This is a genomic window from Aquimarina sp. BL5 (assembly GCF_003443675.1).
Lineage (GTDB): Bacteria > Bacteroidota > Bacteroidia > Flavobacteriales > Flavobacteriaceae > Aquimarina.
This window is the reverse complement of sequence record NZ_CP031963.1, coordinates 2962623-2980044: the sequence shown is the minus strand read 5'-3', so window position 1 is coordinate 2980044 and position 17422 is coordinate 2962623. Positions and strand designations below refer to the sequence as shown.

General features: G+C 33.2%; 17 protein-coding genes. 5 read left to right on the top strand and 12 right to left on the bottom strand.

Going from position 1 to position 17422, the window contains the following annotated elements; all coding sequences use genetic code 11:
• Positions 1 to 5 precede the first annotated feature (5 nt).
• Genes D1818_RS12750 through D1818_RS12740 form a run of 3 tightly spaced genes read right to left on the bottom strand, consistent with a single transcriptional unit; the run spans position 6 to position 5127 of the window.
• Complete coding sequence (locus tag D1818_RS12750; RefSeq protein WP_118459387.1) at positions 6 to 2474, bottom strand: ligase-associated DNA damage response DEXH box helicase; 2469 nt, start codon at positions 2472 to 2474, stop codon at positions 6 to 8.
• Positions 2471 to 4102, bottom strand: a complete 1632-nt coding sequence (locus D1818_RS12745; protein WP_118459386.1) for an ATP-dependent DNA ligase — start codon at positions 4100 to 4102, stop codon at positions 2471 to 2473. The genes D1818_RS12750 and D1818_RS12745 overlap by 4 nt, the downstream gene beginning before the upstream one ends.
• Positions 4099 to 5127, bottom strand: coding sequence for a ligase-associated DNA damage response exonuclease (locus D1818_RS12740; protein WP_118459385.1), 1029 nt, complete (start codon positions 5125 to 5127; stop codon positions 4099 to 4101). The genes D1818_RS12745 and D1818_RS12740 overlap by 4 nt, the downstream gene beginning before the upstream one ends.
• A 268-nt stretch (positions 5128 to 5395) precedes the next feature.
• On the opposite strand from D1818_RS12740, the gene D1818_RS12735 reads away from it, so the two are divergent.
• Positions 5396 to 5827 carry a TerB family tellurite resistance protein gene (locus tag D1818_RS12735; protein ID WP_118459384.1) on the top strand — a complete coding sequence of 144 codons (432 nt, stop codon included), beginning with the start codon at positions 5396 to 5398 and terminating at the stop codon, positions 5825 to 5827.
• A 40-nt stretch (positions 5828 to 5867) separates the two neighbouring features.
• Here the strand turns inward: D1818_RS12735 and D1818_RS12730 are convergent, their stop codons facing one another.
• The 5 genes from D1818_RS12730 to fbp form a co-directional block, all read right to left on the bottom strand.
• Positions 5868 to 7406, bottom strand: coding sequence for an ATP-binding protein (locus D1818_RS12730; RefSeq protein ID WP_118459383.1), 1539 nt, complete (start codon positions 7404 to 7406; stop codon positions 5868 to 5870).
• 4 nt (positions 7407 to 7410) lie between these two features.
• Positions 7411 to 7902 (bottom strand): Rab family GTPase, encoded by a 492-nt coding sequence (locus tag D1818_RS12725; RefSeq protein WP_118459382.1) that lies wholly within the window; start codon positions 7900 to 7902, stop codon positions 7411 to 7413.
• Positions 7889 to 8713 carry a cell envelope biogenesis protein OmpA gene (locus D1818_RS12720; RefSeq protein ID WP_118459381.1) on the bottom strand — a complete coding sequence of 275 codons (825 nt, stop codon included), beginning with the start codon at positions 8711 to 8713 and terminating at the stop codon, positions 7889 to 7891. Before D1818_RS12720 ends, D1818_RS12725 begins: the two co-directional genes overlap by 14 nt.
• A 17-nt stretch (positions 8714 to 8730) precedes the next feature.
• On the bottom strand, positions 8731 to 9084 hold the full coding sequence (locus D1818_RS12715; protein WP_118459380.1) for a fructose 1,6-bisphosphatase: 354 nt from the start codon (positions 9082 to 9084) through the stop codon (positions 8731 to 8733).
• Between the two features lie 312 nt (positions 9085 to 9396).
• Positions 9397 to 10404: a class 1 fructose-bisphosphatase gene (fbp, locus tag D1818_RS12710; RefSeq protein WP_118459379.1), complete on the bottom strand. Its 1008-nt coding sequence runs from the start codon at positions 10402 to 10404 to the stop codon at positions 9397 to 9399.
• 176 nt (positions 10405 to 10580) lie between these two features.
• On the opposite strand from fbp, the gene D1818_RS12705 reads away from it, so the two are divergent.
• From D1818_RS12705 to D1818_RS12690, 4 genes are all read left to right on the top strand, one after another.
• The gene (locus D1818_RS12705) at positions 10581 to 11060 is read left to right on the top strand and encodes a GNAT family N-acetyltransferase (protein WP_118459378.1); all 480 of its coding nucleotides are present in this window, start codon (positions 10581 to 10583) and stop codon (positions 11058 to 11060) included.
• Positions 11061 to 11104: 44 nt separating this feature from the next.
• A complete protein-coding gene (locus D1818_RS12700) occupies positions 11105 to 12358 on the top strand; it encodes an aspartate kinase (RefSeq protein WP_118459377.1) in 1254 nt (417 codons plus the stop codon).
• Between the two features lie 53 nt (positions 12359 to 12411).
• Positions 12412 to 14220, top strand: coding sequence for a lysophospholipid acyltransferase family protein (locus tag D1818_RS12695; protein ID WP_118459376.1), 1809 nt, complete (start codon positions 12412 to 12414; stop codon positions 14218 to 14220).
• 367 nt (positions 14221 to 14587) lie between these two features.
• The gene (locus D1818_RS12690) at positions 14588 to 15544 is read left to right on the top strand and encodes a mechanosensitive ion channel family protein (protein ID WP_162897279.1); all 957 of its coding nucleotides are present in this window, start codon (positions 14588 to 14590) and stop codon (positions 15542 to 15544) included.
• Positions 15545 to 15566: 22 nt separating this feature from the next.
• On the opposite strand, the gene D1818_RS12685 is transcribed toward D1818_RS12690, so the two are convergent.
• From D1818_RS12685 to D1818_RS12670, 4 genes are read right to left on the bottom strand one after another with little or no spacing between them, the layout of a single operon-like run.
• Positions 15567 to 15989 (bottom strand): arsenate reductase ArsC, encoded by a 423-nt coding sequence (locus tag D1818_RS12685; RefSeq protein WP_162897278.1) that lies wholly within the window; start codon positions 15987 to 15989, stop codon positions 15567 to 15569.
• An 18-nt stretch (positions 15990 to 16007) separates the two neighbouring features.
• Positions 16008 to 16505, bottom strand: coding sequence for a GNAT family N-acetyltransferase (locus tag D1818_RS12680; RefSeq protein WP_118459373.1), 498 nt, complete (start codon positions 16503 to 16505; stop codon positions 16008 to 16010).
• Entirely contained in the window at positions 16506 to 16991 is a 486-nt protein-coding gene (locus D1818_RS12675) for a DUF6428 family protein (RefSeq protein ID WP_118459372.1), read from the bottom strand.
• 33 nt (positions 16992 to 17024) lie between these two features.
• Complete coding sequence (locus tag D1818_RS12670) at positions 17025 to 17348, bottom strand: helix-turn-helix transcriptional regulator (RefSeq protein WP_118459371.1); 324 nt, start codon at positions 17346 to 17348, stop codon at positions 17025 to 17027.
• Between the last annotated feature and the right edge of the window lie 74 nt (positions 17349 to 17422).

Sequence of the window (17422 nt, the reverse complement as noted above, 5' to 3'; positions counted from 1 at the left end):
ATTCACTATTTTTTAGATAACAAAGCTACCATCTTTTTAATACGATCTTCTAGTTTTTCGCTTGATAATTTTTCTCGTAGTCTATCTGTAATAATTGGAAATGAAAAAGGAGTTGCTTTTTTACAGGATTTCCAAATAATAGATTGATTTTCTATTCTTTCTAAGGCTTTTTGTAATCTTCCTTCTTCTAATTGATGTTCAAAAGTCTCAATAAAGGCTTGTTGATATAAGAGGTTTTCAGGTTCGTAATCTCTAAATACGTTGAATAACAATTGTGAACTGGATTGCAGATGTTTGCTTTTTAGCATTTTATCTGGATATCCTGTAAAAACCATTCCGGATATGACTGCAATATCTCTAAATTTACGTCTAGCCATTTCTGTTGCATTCAAACTTTTTTGAAGATCACTATGCATATGATCCGAAGTAAAGAGATTATTGTCGATTACTTGTTGCATATCAATTTCCTGATTAGATAATAGCTCAAAACCATAGTCATTAAATGCTATGGAGAATGAAATTGGTGATAAAAGGCTTATCCTGTAAGCTAACAAACTTCCTAATGCTTCATGTACAAATCGACCTTCAAAAGGGTAAAAAATCGCATGATATCCTTCTCGTGTTTTGAACGTTTCTATCAAAAACTCATTGGATCCTGGAATAATACTTTCTTCTTTCTGTTTTTTAAATATATGCGAAAGTGCCTTTAGTTCAGTAGATTTTTTTTCGTCAGTAGTAGAGGAAACTTTGTATAATTCATTACGCAATAATTCAGACATTTGGGATGTTAGTGTCAATCTACCGCCCATCCAGCTCGGAACTTTAGAAGTTTTTTTTGAAGATTTACGTACTAAAACCTTCATCTCCTTTATTCGTACAAGTTCCAGGTTTCTTCCTGCAAAGGTAAAAACATCTCCAGGTTTTAATTTTGAAATAAACCATTCTTCGATACTGCCGATATAGCCTCCTTTTAGATATTTAACCGTCAAAACCGCATCACTAACAATGGTTCCGATCTGTAGCCGATGGCGCATTGCAATTCCTCTATTATTTACTTTGAATAATCCATCTTCTAGAATTTCTACTTTCTTATACTCATCATAGCTTTGGAGGCTTTGACTACCAATGGTTATAAAATTGAGGATCCACCTCCAATCATCTTCAGAAATCGCTTGATAGCAGAATGTGCTTTTAATTTCATGATAAATTTTATTAGGGTAAAATCCATCGGAAACTGCCAATGTAGTAAGATATTGAACTAGTACATCAAAGCTATTTAAATAGGGAATACGATCTTCTACTGTATTATGTTTTACTGCTTGTTGTAAAGCAGATGCTTCTATCAACTCTATCGCGTGTGTCGGTAAAAAATAAATAACACTGGTTTTACCAGGTTGATGTCCACTGCGACCCGCACGTTGTAAAAACCGAGCGACTCCTTTAGGACCTCCAATCTGAATAATGGTTTCTACAGGAGCAAAATCTACACCTAGATCTAGACTTGATGTACATACTACAGCTTTTAATGATTCATTACGGATAGCCTGTTCTACCCACAGTCTTGTTTCTTTATTGATACTGCCGTGATGCATGGCCATTTCTCCTGCAAACTCTGGATATTTTTGCAATATTTTCTGAAACCAAATTTCGCATTGACTTCTGGTATTGGTAAAAAGTAACGTTGTTTTACTTCTCTTTATAATAGGTATAACCTCGTCCAATAAATGAATGCCCAGATGTCCGCGCCAAGGAAAGGTTTCCATTTCTTTAGGAATGATACTTTTTACTTTAATCTTCTTTTTAATAGTAGCTTTGATCAATACTGAGTTTTGCAAAGCATCTGATTGATACCCAAGTAAAACTTCACGAGCTTGTTCTAGATTTCCAATAGTTGCTGAAATCCCCCAAATTCGAAGATCTCTCGAAACTGTTTTTAATCTTGATAGTGCTAATTCTATCTGTATACCTCTTTTTGTTCCTAATAATTCGTGCCACTCATCAATAATAATAGCAGAACAATCTTTAAAGGTTTTGTCATATCCCTTTGATGCTAAAAGTAATTGTAAACTCTCGGGTGTGGTAATGAGTAAATCTGGCATGGATCGTTTTTGCGCAGCTCTTTCTTTTTGGGATGTATCCCCAGTTCTTATTCCGACAGTAAGTTGTGTGCCTAAATCATCCGCAAACCTTTCTGTAGCTTGTTTAATTTCTTGCGAAAGTGCTCGTAAAGGTGTAATCCATATTGCTTTTAATCCTTTTTTGTGTTTCGTTTGATAATCAGGGTTATGTTTTATGTAGTTTAGAACAATAGGAACCCATAAAGAATAGGTTTTTCCACTTCCGGTTGGGGCATTTAGTAACCCGTGCTTTCCTTGTAAGAATGCTTTCCAGCTTTGCTTTTGAAAAGGGAAAGATTTCCATTGTTGTTGTTGGAACCAAGATTCTGCAATATTGAAGAGTTCTTTTTGGGTCATGGTGATTCCTTTATAGTGTTCGGAATTAGTACTTTCAGATCCTCTAATGTATTAGCTTCGTCAATTTTTTTGTCTTGTCTCCACCTTAAAATACGGGGAAATCGAGTCGCGATTCCACTTTTGTGCCTTTTAGATAAGGCAATTCCTTCAAAAGCAATTTCAAATACCAATTCTGGAGTTACACTTCTAACTGGGCCAAAACGTTCTAGTGTATTTGCCTTTATAAATTTATCAACCTCTTTAAACTCGGCATCGGTAAGACCGGAATATGCTTTTGCAAAAGTGACTAATTCTGTTTTATTATCGTTCCAGAGCCCAAAAGTGTAATCCGTAAATAGATTAGATCTTCGACCATGCCCTCGCATGGCATAGGTTAATACTGCATCTATGGTTAATGGATCTACCTTCCATTTCCACCAATCTCCTTTTTTACGACCTACTAAATAAGGAGATTCCTTTCTTTTTAGCATTAATCCTTCAGATCGTACTTCTCTAGATCGATTACGCTCACTAGCAACTGCTGACCAAGAGTTAAAAGTCATTTTTTCAGAAAGGTGAAGTGGTATTATGGATTCTGGATCTAGTCGAGAATGACTGGTCTCTTGAAATAATTTTTCCAATAGATCACGGCGTTTAGAAAAGGGTAGATTTCTAATATCATTTCCCTGCGATTCTAGCATATCATAGGCTTTTAAAATTACAGGAGTTTTTTCGAGTAAAGCTTTAGAAACTATTTTTCTTCCTATTCTGGTTTGTAAATCATTAAAGGTCCCGATTTCTCCATTTGGATATGGAAGAATTTCTCCATCTAGTACAGTGCCATTAGGTATAACGCCTAAAAATTTTTGAAATTCCGGATATTTGTCGGTTACCAATTCTTCACCACGACTCCAAACAAAAAGTTCATTATTTCTTATGATAACTTGTGCTCTAATTCCATCCCACTTATGTTCTGCATACCAGTCTTCAACATTTCCTAAATCTGAAGCATTATTTTCCACAGCATAAGCCAAATAAAAAGGATAAGGTTTCGAAAGGAAGTCGGATTCTTTTTCTTCTAACACCAGATCCTGAAACGAAATGGTATTTGGATCCCAGTTTCCCATGAGTTTATAGGCTAAAATATCTTCATCAATTTTTGTAGCTTTAGATAAAGCTCGTGTCATTAATTTTTGACTGACTCCAATTCGAAAACCACCAGTAATTAGTTTAGTGAATACAAAACGCTCATAGTAATTTAATACTTCCCAGTTTTTTAGTAAATATGTCTTTTTTTCTTCTTCTGATTGCTTCTTAAGGGCTATCATCTCTTCTAGAAATTGTGTAAGTGTCTTTATAGAGCTTTCTTTTGATGCTGGAATTACCAAAGCAATAGTTTCAGCAAGATCACCAACAATATGGTAAGACTCTTCAAATAACCAAAGTGGGATGTTTGCTAATTCTGAAGCCCAAGTTCTGAGCAATGTTGTATTTACAGGTCTTGGTGGTCTACGATGAGAAAGAATAGCAATAGTCCATACTTTATCTTTTTCGGGTGCTTGCGTAAAATAAGAAGCCAACGCATTTACCTTTACATTGGTTTTATTGGTGCTATCCAAAGTTTTAATGAGGTCTGCAAATAACTTCATTCGATAACCTCACTTTCTTTTTTAGATTCCATTTCAGTTAGTTCTCCTTCGTACTGAGTTTTTTCTGTACGAGCATCGTATCCAAGTTCTCGAAGATATTTGGAGAATATTTCTGTATATCCGTGCGTGCTTATAATTTTAGTAGCACCAGTTTCTTTGACAGCAGTTAATAATCCATCCCAATCACAATGATCCGAAAGCACGAATCCTTTATCAATAGCTCTTCTTCTTCGTGCTCCTCTAAAAGTCATCCATCCACTGGCAGAAGCAGTTACATAAGGCACCATTTTTCTTATCCAAGTACTACCATGAGTGCTTGGTGGAGCTATCACTATATTTCCTAAAAGATCTTCTTTTTTAGTCTCTTTTGTGATTAAGGTAGTTTCTGGAAAATCCATCATAGGTCTTATAACATTAGTCATATTCTCTATAGCGCCGTGTGTATAAATCTTACCGATTTCAGGATTTAAATATTTTAAAAGCCGTTGCGCTTTTCCTAGAGAATACCCAAATAGGATAGATGTTTTTCCGTCCACCTTGTTTTCTGCCCACCATTGATTAATATTTTTAAAAACTTCTTCTTGAGGAGTCCATTTGAATGCAGGTAATCCAAAAGTACATTCAGTGATGAATGTATGACACGTTACTGGTTCATATGGAGCAGAAATACCGTCATCTTCAATTTTGTAATCTCCCGTAAAGACCCATATTTCTCCTTTATGCTCAACTCTAATTTGTGAGCTCCCAATGATATGCCCAGCAGGATGGAAACTAAACGTTACATTATTTATTAAGAATGCCTCTCCATATTCTTTTCCGCTAACTTTAATATCTCCTAATCGATGCTTTATGATTGGGATATTGGTGTGATGCGTGATATACTGTTTATGTCCCCATCTACTATGATCTGCGTGTCCGTGAGTGATGATAGCTTTGTCTACAGGTTTCCAAGGATCAATATACACTTTGGCTTGTGCACAGTAGATTCCTTTTTCAGTAAATTGAAGTAAGGGAGGTTTACTCATTTTCGATAACAAAAATTGAAAATTATCAGAAAGTTAATAATAAGTAATCTTCTTATCGTACTTTTTTGAAAGTATTAGTAATTGTTCTACTTTTTTTAAATACAATAAGTAAATATTCTTCTTTACTCTATGATTGAGATATTCTGGAAATAGGTTAGTGAATAAAACTATATATTGAGAATAGGTTTTGATTATAAAAATCTGGTGTTTTAAATTTTAAAAGGTGCAGAGTTTAGTTATATTTGCGGCAAATTAAAAAAAGTACATGATGTCTATATCTGATTTATTTGATAGTGGTTTTCAAAAACGAAATCAAGATCATTTTGCTGCGATCGTTAGAGTGGCTATGAGTGATGGAATAATAACGGATGAAGAAAGGGCTTTCTTAGATCGATTAGCTCGAAATCTTAATATTTCTGAGAATGATTATAAGGAAATATTAAAAGATTACGCTTCTCGTCCTATCAACCCTCCAACAAGTTACGATGCAAGACTAGAAAGACTTTTTGATTTGGCTAGAATGGTATATGCGGATAATATAAAAGGAGATGATCAAGTTTTATTATTAGAAAAGTTATGTATAGGACTAGGTTTTAGACCAGATAATGCTAAGTATGTTGTAGATAAAGCACTTTCTTTAGTAGACAAAGAAGTAGACGTAGATACTTTTGCAGATGAAATTAAAAATATGAACCGATAATTTTTTGTCGTTTCGATGAATTATATAAAAAAAGCCGCTTTTATGAAGCGGCTTTTTTAGCTATTTGTTTAACTATTTTGTAAATTAAATCTTCTTGTTCAAACGGTTTGGCAATAAAGTCATCCATTCCGGATTTAAGACATTTGTCTCTTTCTATTTGAGTAGATTTTGCCGTAAAACCAATGATAGGTACTTCAGAAATTACTTTGTCTCCATAGTTGTTTCTTATCATATGGGTTGCCTGATATCCATCAACCTTGGATAATTTTAAATCCATCAAGACTAGATCATAATTTCTTCTTTCCAGATAGCTGATAGCTTCTTCTCCATTAATAGCTACATCGACAAAGAAACTTCCGTGAGTGATCAAAATTTTCATAATTAAAAACTGAGTGGCTTCTTCATCTTCTACTAGTAGTACTCTGAATTTCTTTTTGGATTCCGGGAGACTATATTTTTTCTTTTTCTTTTCGGGAGATGATTTCGTAATTTCAAACTTAAAAGGTAGTTTGATGTCGAAAGTGGTTCCGTGTTCCGGTTTACTCGTTACTTTAATTTCTCCACTTAGTAGATCTACCAGATCCTTTACAATTGCTAATCCTAATCCTGTGCCTGAAATTTGTTTGTCCTCATTAAAGCGTGTAAATCTTTCAAAAATATTCTCTAAGTTTTCTGCCTGTATTCCTAATCCAGTATCTTCAATCTTAAAACTAATGCTTAATTTATTGGTGCGTTGATAATTTTTAGTTACCGAAAGACTTACTTTGCCTTCTTCAGTGAACTTAAAAGCATTATTAAGAATGTTGTTTAAAATCTGAAACACACGTGTTCTATCTCCGATAAGATATTCTTGGATGTTGTGATCAATGTAGGTTTCGAATTGTATTCCTTTATCTTCGGCTAGCTTAGCATAAGTTTCTTTAAAACCCTCTACAAGATTCACAAATAGAAATCGTTCTTCGACAATCTTAATTTTACCGGATTCAATCTTAGCAATATCCACCATGTCCTCAATCAAGGCATTAAGATGTAAACTTTGCCTCTTTATGATCCTAGCTAATTCTTCTTGCTCAAAATTTAAGTTTGTTTTTTCTAATACTTCTATAAATCCTAAAATTCCGGTTAATGGTGTTCTAATTTCATGATTTATATTGGAAATAAAACTATTTTTAAATTTCTCTTTTTCAAGAAGATATTCATTCTTAAGTTCTAATTTCTTACTCTTAAGAATAGATTCGTTTTTCTGTTGGGCTATCTTATTAAGTTCGTGATATTTTGAAGAATAATCGAATAGAAGAATGACAACCTCCTGAGTGTTTATCTTTATTGTTATATCACAAATTTTTTCAATTTTACCATCTTCTAGATGAATACAAGGAAAATTATAAGTAGTCTCCTCTTTTTCTAATACTTCAATAAAGCTTTTTAATATTTCAAAAAAAGGATGTGCATCATAGATAGAAGTTCCTACTTTCCATTGGAATACATTGGCATCGGTTTCCTTGATTTTTCCATCGTGATAGACTACAGTACATTGTGTTTTTTGATTAAATAGCAACCTTTCTTCTTGATATGTCATAGTACTAGGCAGTTATTTCCTTGGCAAGATCTAAGAAGAAATCCTGCACGTTTTTATTAGTTTTCGCACTGGTTAAACAATCAACAACAATGTTTAGTTCTTTAAACTTTGTTATAGTTTCCTTTTCATTCACTAAATCTAATTTATTACCTATAACCTTAATCTTTACTTTCGGATGATTCTTAGTTAGATATGCTAAATCCTTATTAAGATCTTTATAAGTGTCGATTCTGGTTAGATCAAATACATAAATAAAAGCATTGGATCCTAATAGATAAGATTTTCTTGTATCTTCTATATCTGAGTGACCTTCGGTATCCCAGATAATCATGGATAGTTCACGTCCATCGGGCATTTCGATTACTTTCTTTTTTATCTGAACACCAAGTGTTACTTTATAATCTTCAGAAAATTCGTTGTCGATAAAGCGTCTGAATAAAGACGTTTTCCCAACACCAAAGTGTCCTAAAAGCACTACTTTTTTAGACAATTTCATCTTCAAAATGTTTTTTTAATTTTTTAGTGAAAAGCTCACTATTTTCTAAATCTCTTTTTGAAATATTATGTTGAGCAAAATTAATAATTTGATCTTCTAATACCTCTTTAAACATCATATTATATGCACCAGAAATAACAGCGGCAATATAATAAGAATAAAAATTTTGTACGTGTATAGTATATAACTCGTATTCGATTGTTTCGAGGTTTTGATTTCCTCCCTGAAAAGCATCTTCTACAAAGCTTTTAATTGCAGTTAGCATTCCAGCTACCATATCCTTATCCACAGTGTTTTCGGATAATGGGCTGTAGTCTGCTATCAATAACCCAGAGTCTTTTTCGATGACGAACATTTGGATCAACCTTGGTTTTGCATAATCTGTGATGACTAAGTCACCACTACTAATTCCTTGTGCTCTGGCTTTGGTTCTCTTGAACCAATTTTTAAAAGAAAATGCTTGCCTGGTCTTTCTATTAATATTTTCACTCAATAATTTCATCTCGTGAGCGATATATTTCTTTATCATCTTACCGATAATAGGAAACAACGCTTCGACAACAGCATCTTGTGAATTTTTGATTTCTTCTTTTAAGGCTTCTGTAATAGTTGGCCCCAGAGTTTTAGGAATTTCCTGAACAAATTGTTCTAATTTATCATCTATAATAGGATCAACCTTATGAGAAAGCTCTTGTTTTTGATGAACTATTTTACTTAGTTCGTCGACTTTTTTTGCAATGGAATCTGCATACTCCTTCTCTTCAGTAAGAAGAAGTTCTTTAAGAATCTTAAGTTTATCCTGCTCTTCCATAATCTAGGATAGACAGATTACTTCTTGTTGATTTTCTCGCCCATTGCGATTAGGAGATCACCTAATGTTTTTCTATCCACTTTTTTATCATCCAGCATTTCTACCTTATCTGCAAGATTGTCTTCCAATTCTGTGATTCTAATATTAATATCAGTACTGAGGTTGTCTATTGCTAGATTTAATTCTTTACGAGTATCTTCGATGAAATCTTCAAGCTCCTTTTTTTTAGAAGAAATATCTTTTTTTACTGCATCAAACTCAGAATTGTAAGCGGCAATATTCTCTCCGAAGATTAGGTTTTTTATTGCTTCTATTTTTGAAGATGGGTCGTTTACTACTTTTTCTTCAACAGCCTTATTTTCTTTCGCCATTTTGGTTAATTTATGTTTTTTTTTTTTGAGCTATACGTAAATTTAACATAAAAACATTAAAAACAGGTGTTATGGACTGATAATGTTAAATGTTGTTTGTTTCTACGACGAGTAAGATAGCTTTATTTAACCATAGAGCTTAAATTGGTTAGGCGGGGAGAACTCTTGTGATTTTTTACCATCTACGGTGCAAGAATAATAAAAATAACAGTATTCGAGGGGTTTTCGACTCATTTTTTCGTTAAATACCTTCAGTTAATTTATTCAAAGCATAAAAAAGTGGTCAAAAAAGCAGTTAGTTTTCGGCCTAAATTATTCCGATACTTTCATAAACGATTCTACTTTTTCTACCATATTTTTACTACCACAAATAAACGGAGTACGCTCATGTAATTCCGTTGGTTTGATCTCTAAAATTCTTCTGAATCCATCACTGGCTGATCCTCCTGCTTGTTCTGCGATAAAAGCCATAGGATTACATTCATATAATAAACGAAGTTTTCCATTAGGAGATTTAGACGTACTTGGATACATATAAATTCCACCTTTAATCATATTACGGTGTATATCACTTACTAAAGACCCAATATATCTAGAAGTATATGGTCGATCTTCTTTTTCTTCTTGGCAGTATTTTATGTAGTCTTTGATCCCTTGTGGGAAATGAATGTAATTACCCTCATTTACAGAATAAATGTTACCATCTTCGGGAAATGTCATATTAGGATGTGATAAATAATAGGTTCCTAAAGCGGGGTTTAACGTAAAACCATTAACGCCATGTCCTGTAGTGTAAACTAGCATTGTCGAAGTTCCATAAATAATATAACCCGCAGCTACCTGTAAATTACCAGGCTGTAGGAAGTCATCCATAGTAACAGGGGTTCCTGTCGGAGTTACTCTTCGGTAAATCGAAAAGATCGTCCCAACCGAAACATTAACATCGATATTAGAACTACCATCTAATGGGTCCATAAGAACAACGTAATTGTTTCTATGGTCACTTTTTTGACCTTTTATGGTAATGAATTCGTCATTTTCTTCAGAAGCTATTCCACAAACAATTTCTCGATTAGTAAGTGTATTAATAAAGGTTTCATTAGCAAGAACATCTAGTTTTTGCTGGTCTTCTCCCTGTACATTAGTTTCGCCAATCGCTCCTGTAATATCAACCAAACCAGCCTTGTTCACTTCGTGATTTACCATTTTTGCTGCCAAACGAATTGAATTGATTAATCGAGAAAGTTCTCCACTGGCATATGGGAAATCCTTTTGATTTTCAATAATAAACTCTCCTAAGGTTTGGTTTTTTCTTGCCATCTTGGTTATGTTGATTTTGTGCAAAAGTATTATTTTTTAGATAACTACAACGTTTTCGCTTCTCTAATTTGTTAAACTTTTTTAAGAATTATAAAAACTGAAATTAGATTGGTATAACATTGTAAAATTGTCTGGTTTCTAATACATATTTTATAGTTTTGATAAACTTTAGATCTATGGATTATATAATTAGAGATGCTGTGGCCGATGATATGCCACAAGTACTATCACTTATCGAAGAATTAGCAATTTTTGAAAAAGAGCCAGATGCTGTAGATGTAACAGTTCAGGATTTAATCAAAGATGGTTTTGGAGCACAACCACTGTTTCATTGTTTTGTTGCCGAAACAAAGGATGAAATTGTAGGTTTAGCATTGGTCTATTTTAGATTTTCTACCTGGAAAGGAAGAACAGTACATCTTGAAGATCTAATTGTTAGAGAATCCAAACGGGGAACTGGAATAGGAATGGCACTATATAAAAGAGTTATGCTATATGGAAAAGAAAAAGGAGTAAAAAGAGTTGAATGGAATGTTTTAGATTGGAATAAACCAGCGGTTGATTTTTACTTAAAAAGCGGAGCTAAAATTCTGGAAGGATGGCAAGTCGTACAAATGGATGAACAGGGATTAAACGAATTCGTTTCGAAAATTTAATATTGATCTATTGAATATGAGATCATCATAAAATTATTGTATTAATGAAAGTTTTTAAGTTTGGTGGAGCATCTGTGAAAGACGCTAAAGGAGTAAAAAATGTAATCGAAGTATTAAAGAAGGTAGGTAATTCTAATATATTGATTATTGTTTCTGCAATGGGTAAAACTACCAATGCTTTAGAAATTGTTGTAAGTCATTACTTAAACAATCATCCAGAACTTAAAAACGCTATAGACTTTATAAAAAAGTATCATATTGAAATTCTAAAAGACCTTTTCGATAATAAACAGCATCCAGTGTTTGAGAAGGTCAATTCACTTATTTCTGATATGGAAACCACATTAAAGAGAAATAAGTCCGTGCAGTATGATTATGTATATGATCAAATAGTTTGTTATGGAGAATTAATTGGTACAACGGTAGTTAGTGAGTATCTATCTTTAGAGGGATATGTCAATAATTGGTTAGATGCTAGAGAAGTTATTAAGACGGATGAGATCTATCGGGATGCAACGGTTAATTGGGAGATAACTCAACAAAGTATTGCCGAAAAAGTAAATAAAAAGGGGTTGACGATCACACAAGGATTTATCGCATCTGATACTAATAATTTTACTACCACATTAGGTAGAGAAGGTAGTGATTATAGTGCAGGGATTTTTGCATATTGTACAAATGCCAATAGCGTATCTATCTGGAAAGATGTTCCTGGAGTACTTAATGGAGATCCAAGAGTGTTTGAGAACACGAAGTTGCTTTCACAAATTTCATATGAAGAAGCTATAGAATTAGCTTTTTATGGGGCTTCGGTAATTCATCCAAAAACCTTACAACCGTTACAACGAAAAGAGATCCCTCTTTATGTTAAATCATTTATTAATCCATTAGATGATGGTACTTCCGTTAAAAAAGGACAAAGATTAGTGCCTCACATACCTTGTTTCATTGTGAAGAAAGATCAAATATTGTTGTCACTTTCTTCGTTAGATTTTTCTTTCATTGTAGAAGACAATATAAGTGAGATTTTTAGTCTTTTCCATACCTATCAATTAAAAGTAGATCTTATCCAGAATTCTGCAATAAGCTTTTCTGTTTGTCTGGATGATAAATTCAATAACTTCGAAAAATTGTTGTCACATTTAAAGGCAAAATTCAGCGTTGTATACGAAAAAAGTGTCTCTTTATATACGATTAGACACTTTGATGAAGAAGCAATACAATCTTTAGAAGAAAACAAGGATATTTTGCTTAAACAAAGTACAAAAGAAACTTATCAAATGGTTGCAAAACAGTAAGATGTCCTATAGCATGATTTTGTTATATTTGTAGTTAGCACAAAACTTATTTAATGGCGGTAGTCACCTCAAAAGAAGTAGCCAAAGGGCTTAAACTAGATAAACTTGGCTTTATTGGCACTTTTGTTGGTTGGATGATCCTCAAAACCACTAGGTTATCAAAGATTAATCGCCAATATGATAGTATTAGTCATTTAGAAGGTAAAGACTTTGTAAATAGTGTTTTAGATATGTACGGAGTTACTTTCGAGATTCCTCCAGAGGATCTTAAAAGACTACCTAAAAATGGAGCTTTTATTACATTGTCTAACCATCCTCTTGGTGGGCTTGATGGGATTTTGTTGCTAAAATTAATGTTTGAACATCGTTCTGATTACAAGATAATAGCGAACTTTCTTTTACATAATTTCACTCCTTTGAAGCCCTATATTATGCCTGTTAATCCTTTCGAAAATAGAAAGGAGGCTAAATCTAGTCTTAAAGGAATTAGAGAAGCAATTCTGCATCTTAAAGAAGGAATGCCACTGGGAATTTTCCCTGCTGGCGAAGTTTCAACTTTTAAAGAAGGTAAGCAATACGTTGATAAGCCTTGGGAAAAAGGAGCAATGCGATTGGTAAAGAAAGCTAAGGTGCCTGTAATTCCAATATATTTTCACGCTAGAAATAGTAGACTTTTTTATAAGCTAGCATCGATAAATGATACATTACGAACGGCAAAACTACCTAGTGAACTTTTTTCGCAAGAGAATAGAGTAATAAAGGTTAGAATAGGTAATCCAGTATCTGTTAAGGATCAGGAAGAGTACGGTAATATAGAGGATTTTACGAATTTTTTACGTAAAAAGACCTATATGTTGGCTAATCCTTATGAGAAAAAAACCTTGATGGAGTCCATACCTCAAAATTTAAAACTTCCAAAATCTCCAAAGGAAATTGCCTCTGGAGGGAGTATTAATTCTATTGAATCCGAATTAGAGTATTGTCGCAACAATGATAAACGTTTATTAACTAGTAAAAATTACGAAGTTTTTCTAGCAAAAAAAGAATACATTCCGAATGTTGTGCACGAAATAGGTAGATTACGTGAAATTACTTTTCGAGAAATTGGAGAAGGAACAAATCAATCCATCGATTTGGATCCATTTGATGATTATTATCATCATATGTTTTTATGGGATATGGGAGCTAAAAAGATAGCAGGTGCTTATCGTATGGGAATGGGTAATGAGATCTATGCTAACCTAGGTATTGATGGGTTTTATTTGCAAGATTTATTTAGGTTCGAACCGGAACTTCATAAAATGATGAGTGAATCTATTGAGATGGGAAGAGCTTTTATTATTAAAGAATATCAGCAACGCCCTATGCCATTGTTTTTGCTTTGGAAAGGTATTGTACATTGCACACTCCGTTTTCCGGATCACAAATACTTAATTGGTGGAGTAAGCATTAGTAATAAGTTTAGTAGTTTCTCTAAATCATTAATGATTGAGTTCATGAAATCTCATTATTACGATCCATATGTGGCTCAGTATGTTAGGCCGAAAAAGGAATTCAAGGTAAAACTTAAAGATGCTGATAAAGATTTTGTGTTCGATGAGAGTAGGAGTGATCTCAATAAATTCGATAAGATTATTGATGAAATCGAACCAGGAAGCCTTCGTATCCCTGTTTTAATAAAGAAATATATCAAGCAAAATGCAAAAGTGGTGGCATTTAATGTGGATCCATTATTTAATAATGCCGTAGATGGTCTGATGTATATTCGTATAGCAGATCTTCCTGACAGCACAGTAAAACCCGTTATGGAAGAGTTTCAGGCAGAATTGGAGCAGAAATACTTTAAAAATGGTGATAAGTAGTTGTAATTGATAGTTGTTTTGTGTAGTTAATCGTAAAATTCCCTTTTTTTCCTCTTTTATTTTTTTTAGATACTGATATATTTTCCTAATTTGAAGATTAAAATATCTTACTGTGGTGATACAATACATCTATTTTGCCATTGCATTATTAGGCATTATATTATTTCTATTTCTTAATAAAAGGCTTTTTAAATGGTTGCAGAGTAAAATAAGCAAATTAGAGAATAATATTTTCTTTAGGAAAACAAAGTTTTCTCAACTCTTTCGGTTTATTACTCCTAGAAGAGAAAGGCATATTCTCTCATTTGTAATACGGTTATTAAAAATTACGATTATCTTCATTTTTTTAATATTCTATCTTCCTTTTTTGTTTAGTCTGGTACCACAAACAAAAGAATATGCAGATGTTGTTTTAGGATATATAAAGAAACCATTACTTTTTTTATATGAAGGTTTAGTAGGTTTTATACCGAACTTGTTTTTTATTGTTGTAATCTTTTTTGTTACGAAGTATCTTATTAGGTTTTTGAAGTATGTCACTGCAGAACTGGAAAAAGAAGCAGTAAGACTAGAGGGCTTTCATGCAGATTGGGCAAGACCTACTTTTAATTTATTAAGGGTATTTATTATTGCTTTTGCACTTATTATCGTTTTTCCGTACATACCAGGTTCTGATTCTCCTGCTTTTAAAGGATTATCGATTTTCTTTGGTATTTTATTCTCTTTAGGTTCTACTTCTGCTATATCTAATATTGTTGCAGGTGTAGTGATTACGTATATGAGGCCATTTAAGGTAGGAGATAGGGTAGAGATAGGTAACACTATAGGTGATGTAACAGAGAGAAGTTTATTAGTAACAAGGATTCGAACTATTAAGAATTTAGACGTTACGATCCCTAATTCTTCAATTTTAGGAAATCATATCATTAATTTTACTAAGAATGCTTCAGAAGATGTAGGTGTTATTTTGCATACTTCGGTTACCATTGGATATGATGTGTCTAGTAATGAAGTAATAGAAGCATTAAAGAAAGGAGCAAAGAATACGGACCAAATATTGTTAGAGCCCGTACCCTTTGTTTTGATTAAGAGTTTAGATGATTTTTATGTGAATTATGAGTTGAATGTATACACTAAAAATCCTGAAAAATCAGCGGCTATTTATTCGATATTGCATAAGAATATTAAGAATGAATTGCATCAAGCTGGTATAGAAATTTTATCTCCGCATTATAATGCGGTTAGAGATGGCAACTCCCTTGCAGTTCCTCCATCAAATATTCCTGAAAATTATGCTAAACCAGGGTTTAAAATTGAAAAATAAGCCGTCTTTGAGTTAAAAAAGACTAAGTAAGCTTCAAAATACTATTATTTATGAATTCATTGCAATACTCCTTAATTTGATTCCTTGTTTTAGTAAAAGCAGCATGAATTTCCTCTTCTGTTCCTTCAACTTTTGAAGGATCAAAAAAGTTGTAATGTAAACGTTCTGCTTTACCTGGAAAAAAAGGACATCTTTCTTTTGCGTTATCACAAACTGTAAGGATATAATCAAAATTTATGTTCAGATATTCTTCAAGATTATTGGATGTATGATTAGATATATCAATTCCATCCTCTTTCATAATAGCAATGGCTCTTGGATTTACTCCGTGAGTTTCTACTCCAGCGCTATAAATGGTTGCATCGTTTTTAGCAAAATACTTTAGATAGCCTTCTGCCATTTGACTTCTGCAAGAATTTCCTGTGCATAATACTAAAATGTTCATTATTGTGATGTTTTGTGGTTATATTATTTTTTTACTTCTTCGCTCTAGAATGGTATTGTCATACCAAGTTCCTTGTAGTTTACCTATCTTTTCCCGATATCCAACAATCCTGAATCCCAAAGAGGTATGTAATTTAATGCTAGCCGTATTATTACTGAAAATTCCGGCCTGCAATGTCCAGAATCCTTCTTGCTCGCTTTCCTCAATAAGTTTTGTCAAAAGTAGCTTTCCTATACCTAAATTGTGATATTTTGATGTTATGTAAATGCTAACTTCTGCAACACCTTTATATATATCTCTCTTCGAAGCAGGTGCTAAAGCTACCCAACCTACAATTTCGTTGTTTATAACTGCTTTTAATCTGCAAGATCTAGTATGAGTTTGATCCCATTGATCCCAATCAGGTACTTGTGTTTCAAAAGTAGCCATACCCGTCGCAATTCCTTCCTTATAAATTCGAGAAATATGTGACCAATCCGATTGATTAAAAGGCTGTATTACAATTTCGGGATTCATCTAGCAACATCCGCTTCCTGGTGCACAAGAAGTAGCTTCAGCAGAAGTGGTTTCTGGAATACCGCAAAGTTCTTTTGCTTTACAATCGGTAGGGTTTACCGCAAGCTTTACGATTAATTGTCCATCATTTACATTAAATCCTGTAACGTGTAAATGTGCAGTGTGAAACATGGTATTTCCATATTCAATTTTTACTGGTGCATCCATATTATATGCTGTCATTTTTCCAACTTTACGAAGAATACCCAACGCTTTGTATGCACTTAAGTAGTCACGTTTTCCTAGTTCACTTGGACTTTCCCATAACTGAATAATCGTTTCTTTCCAGGAATCTGTTCCAGCTCCGCAATCTACAGAGTCAATAGAAACGTGTTTAACTTCTGTGATATGATAATTAGCACCTACTAACATTCCCGGAGCATATTCAAAGAGTAGGGGTTTATCTTGATGTTCTCCCAATAGCGAGATAAATTCTGATGTATTCATAAGATTCGTTTTATAATTAATTTCTTGTTGGTTCTAACAACAATTTTGTTTTGTAGTGTTAAAAAATGAGTTTAAGTTTTGCTGTAATTTATTCCATTTATCAATATTGATACAATAGCACATGCTTTTCCCTTCGACCTCTCCTTTTAGTAATCCAATACTTTTTAATTCTTTAAGGTGCTGTGATATAGTAGCTTGTGCTAACCCAATTTCTTCTACCAGATCATTGCAGATACAGGCATCCTGTTTACTTATATATTGCAGTATGGCAATGCGAGCAGGATGACCTAGTATTTTAAAGAGCTGAGCTAGCTCATTTTGTCTTTGATCAAAAATTTGAGTTTTGGTAATACCCATAGTTAATATTTTAATATCGCAATATTACGATATTAAAATAAAATAAAAAAGCTAGATTGTTACTTTCTAGCTTT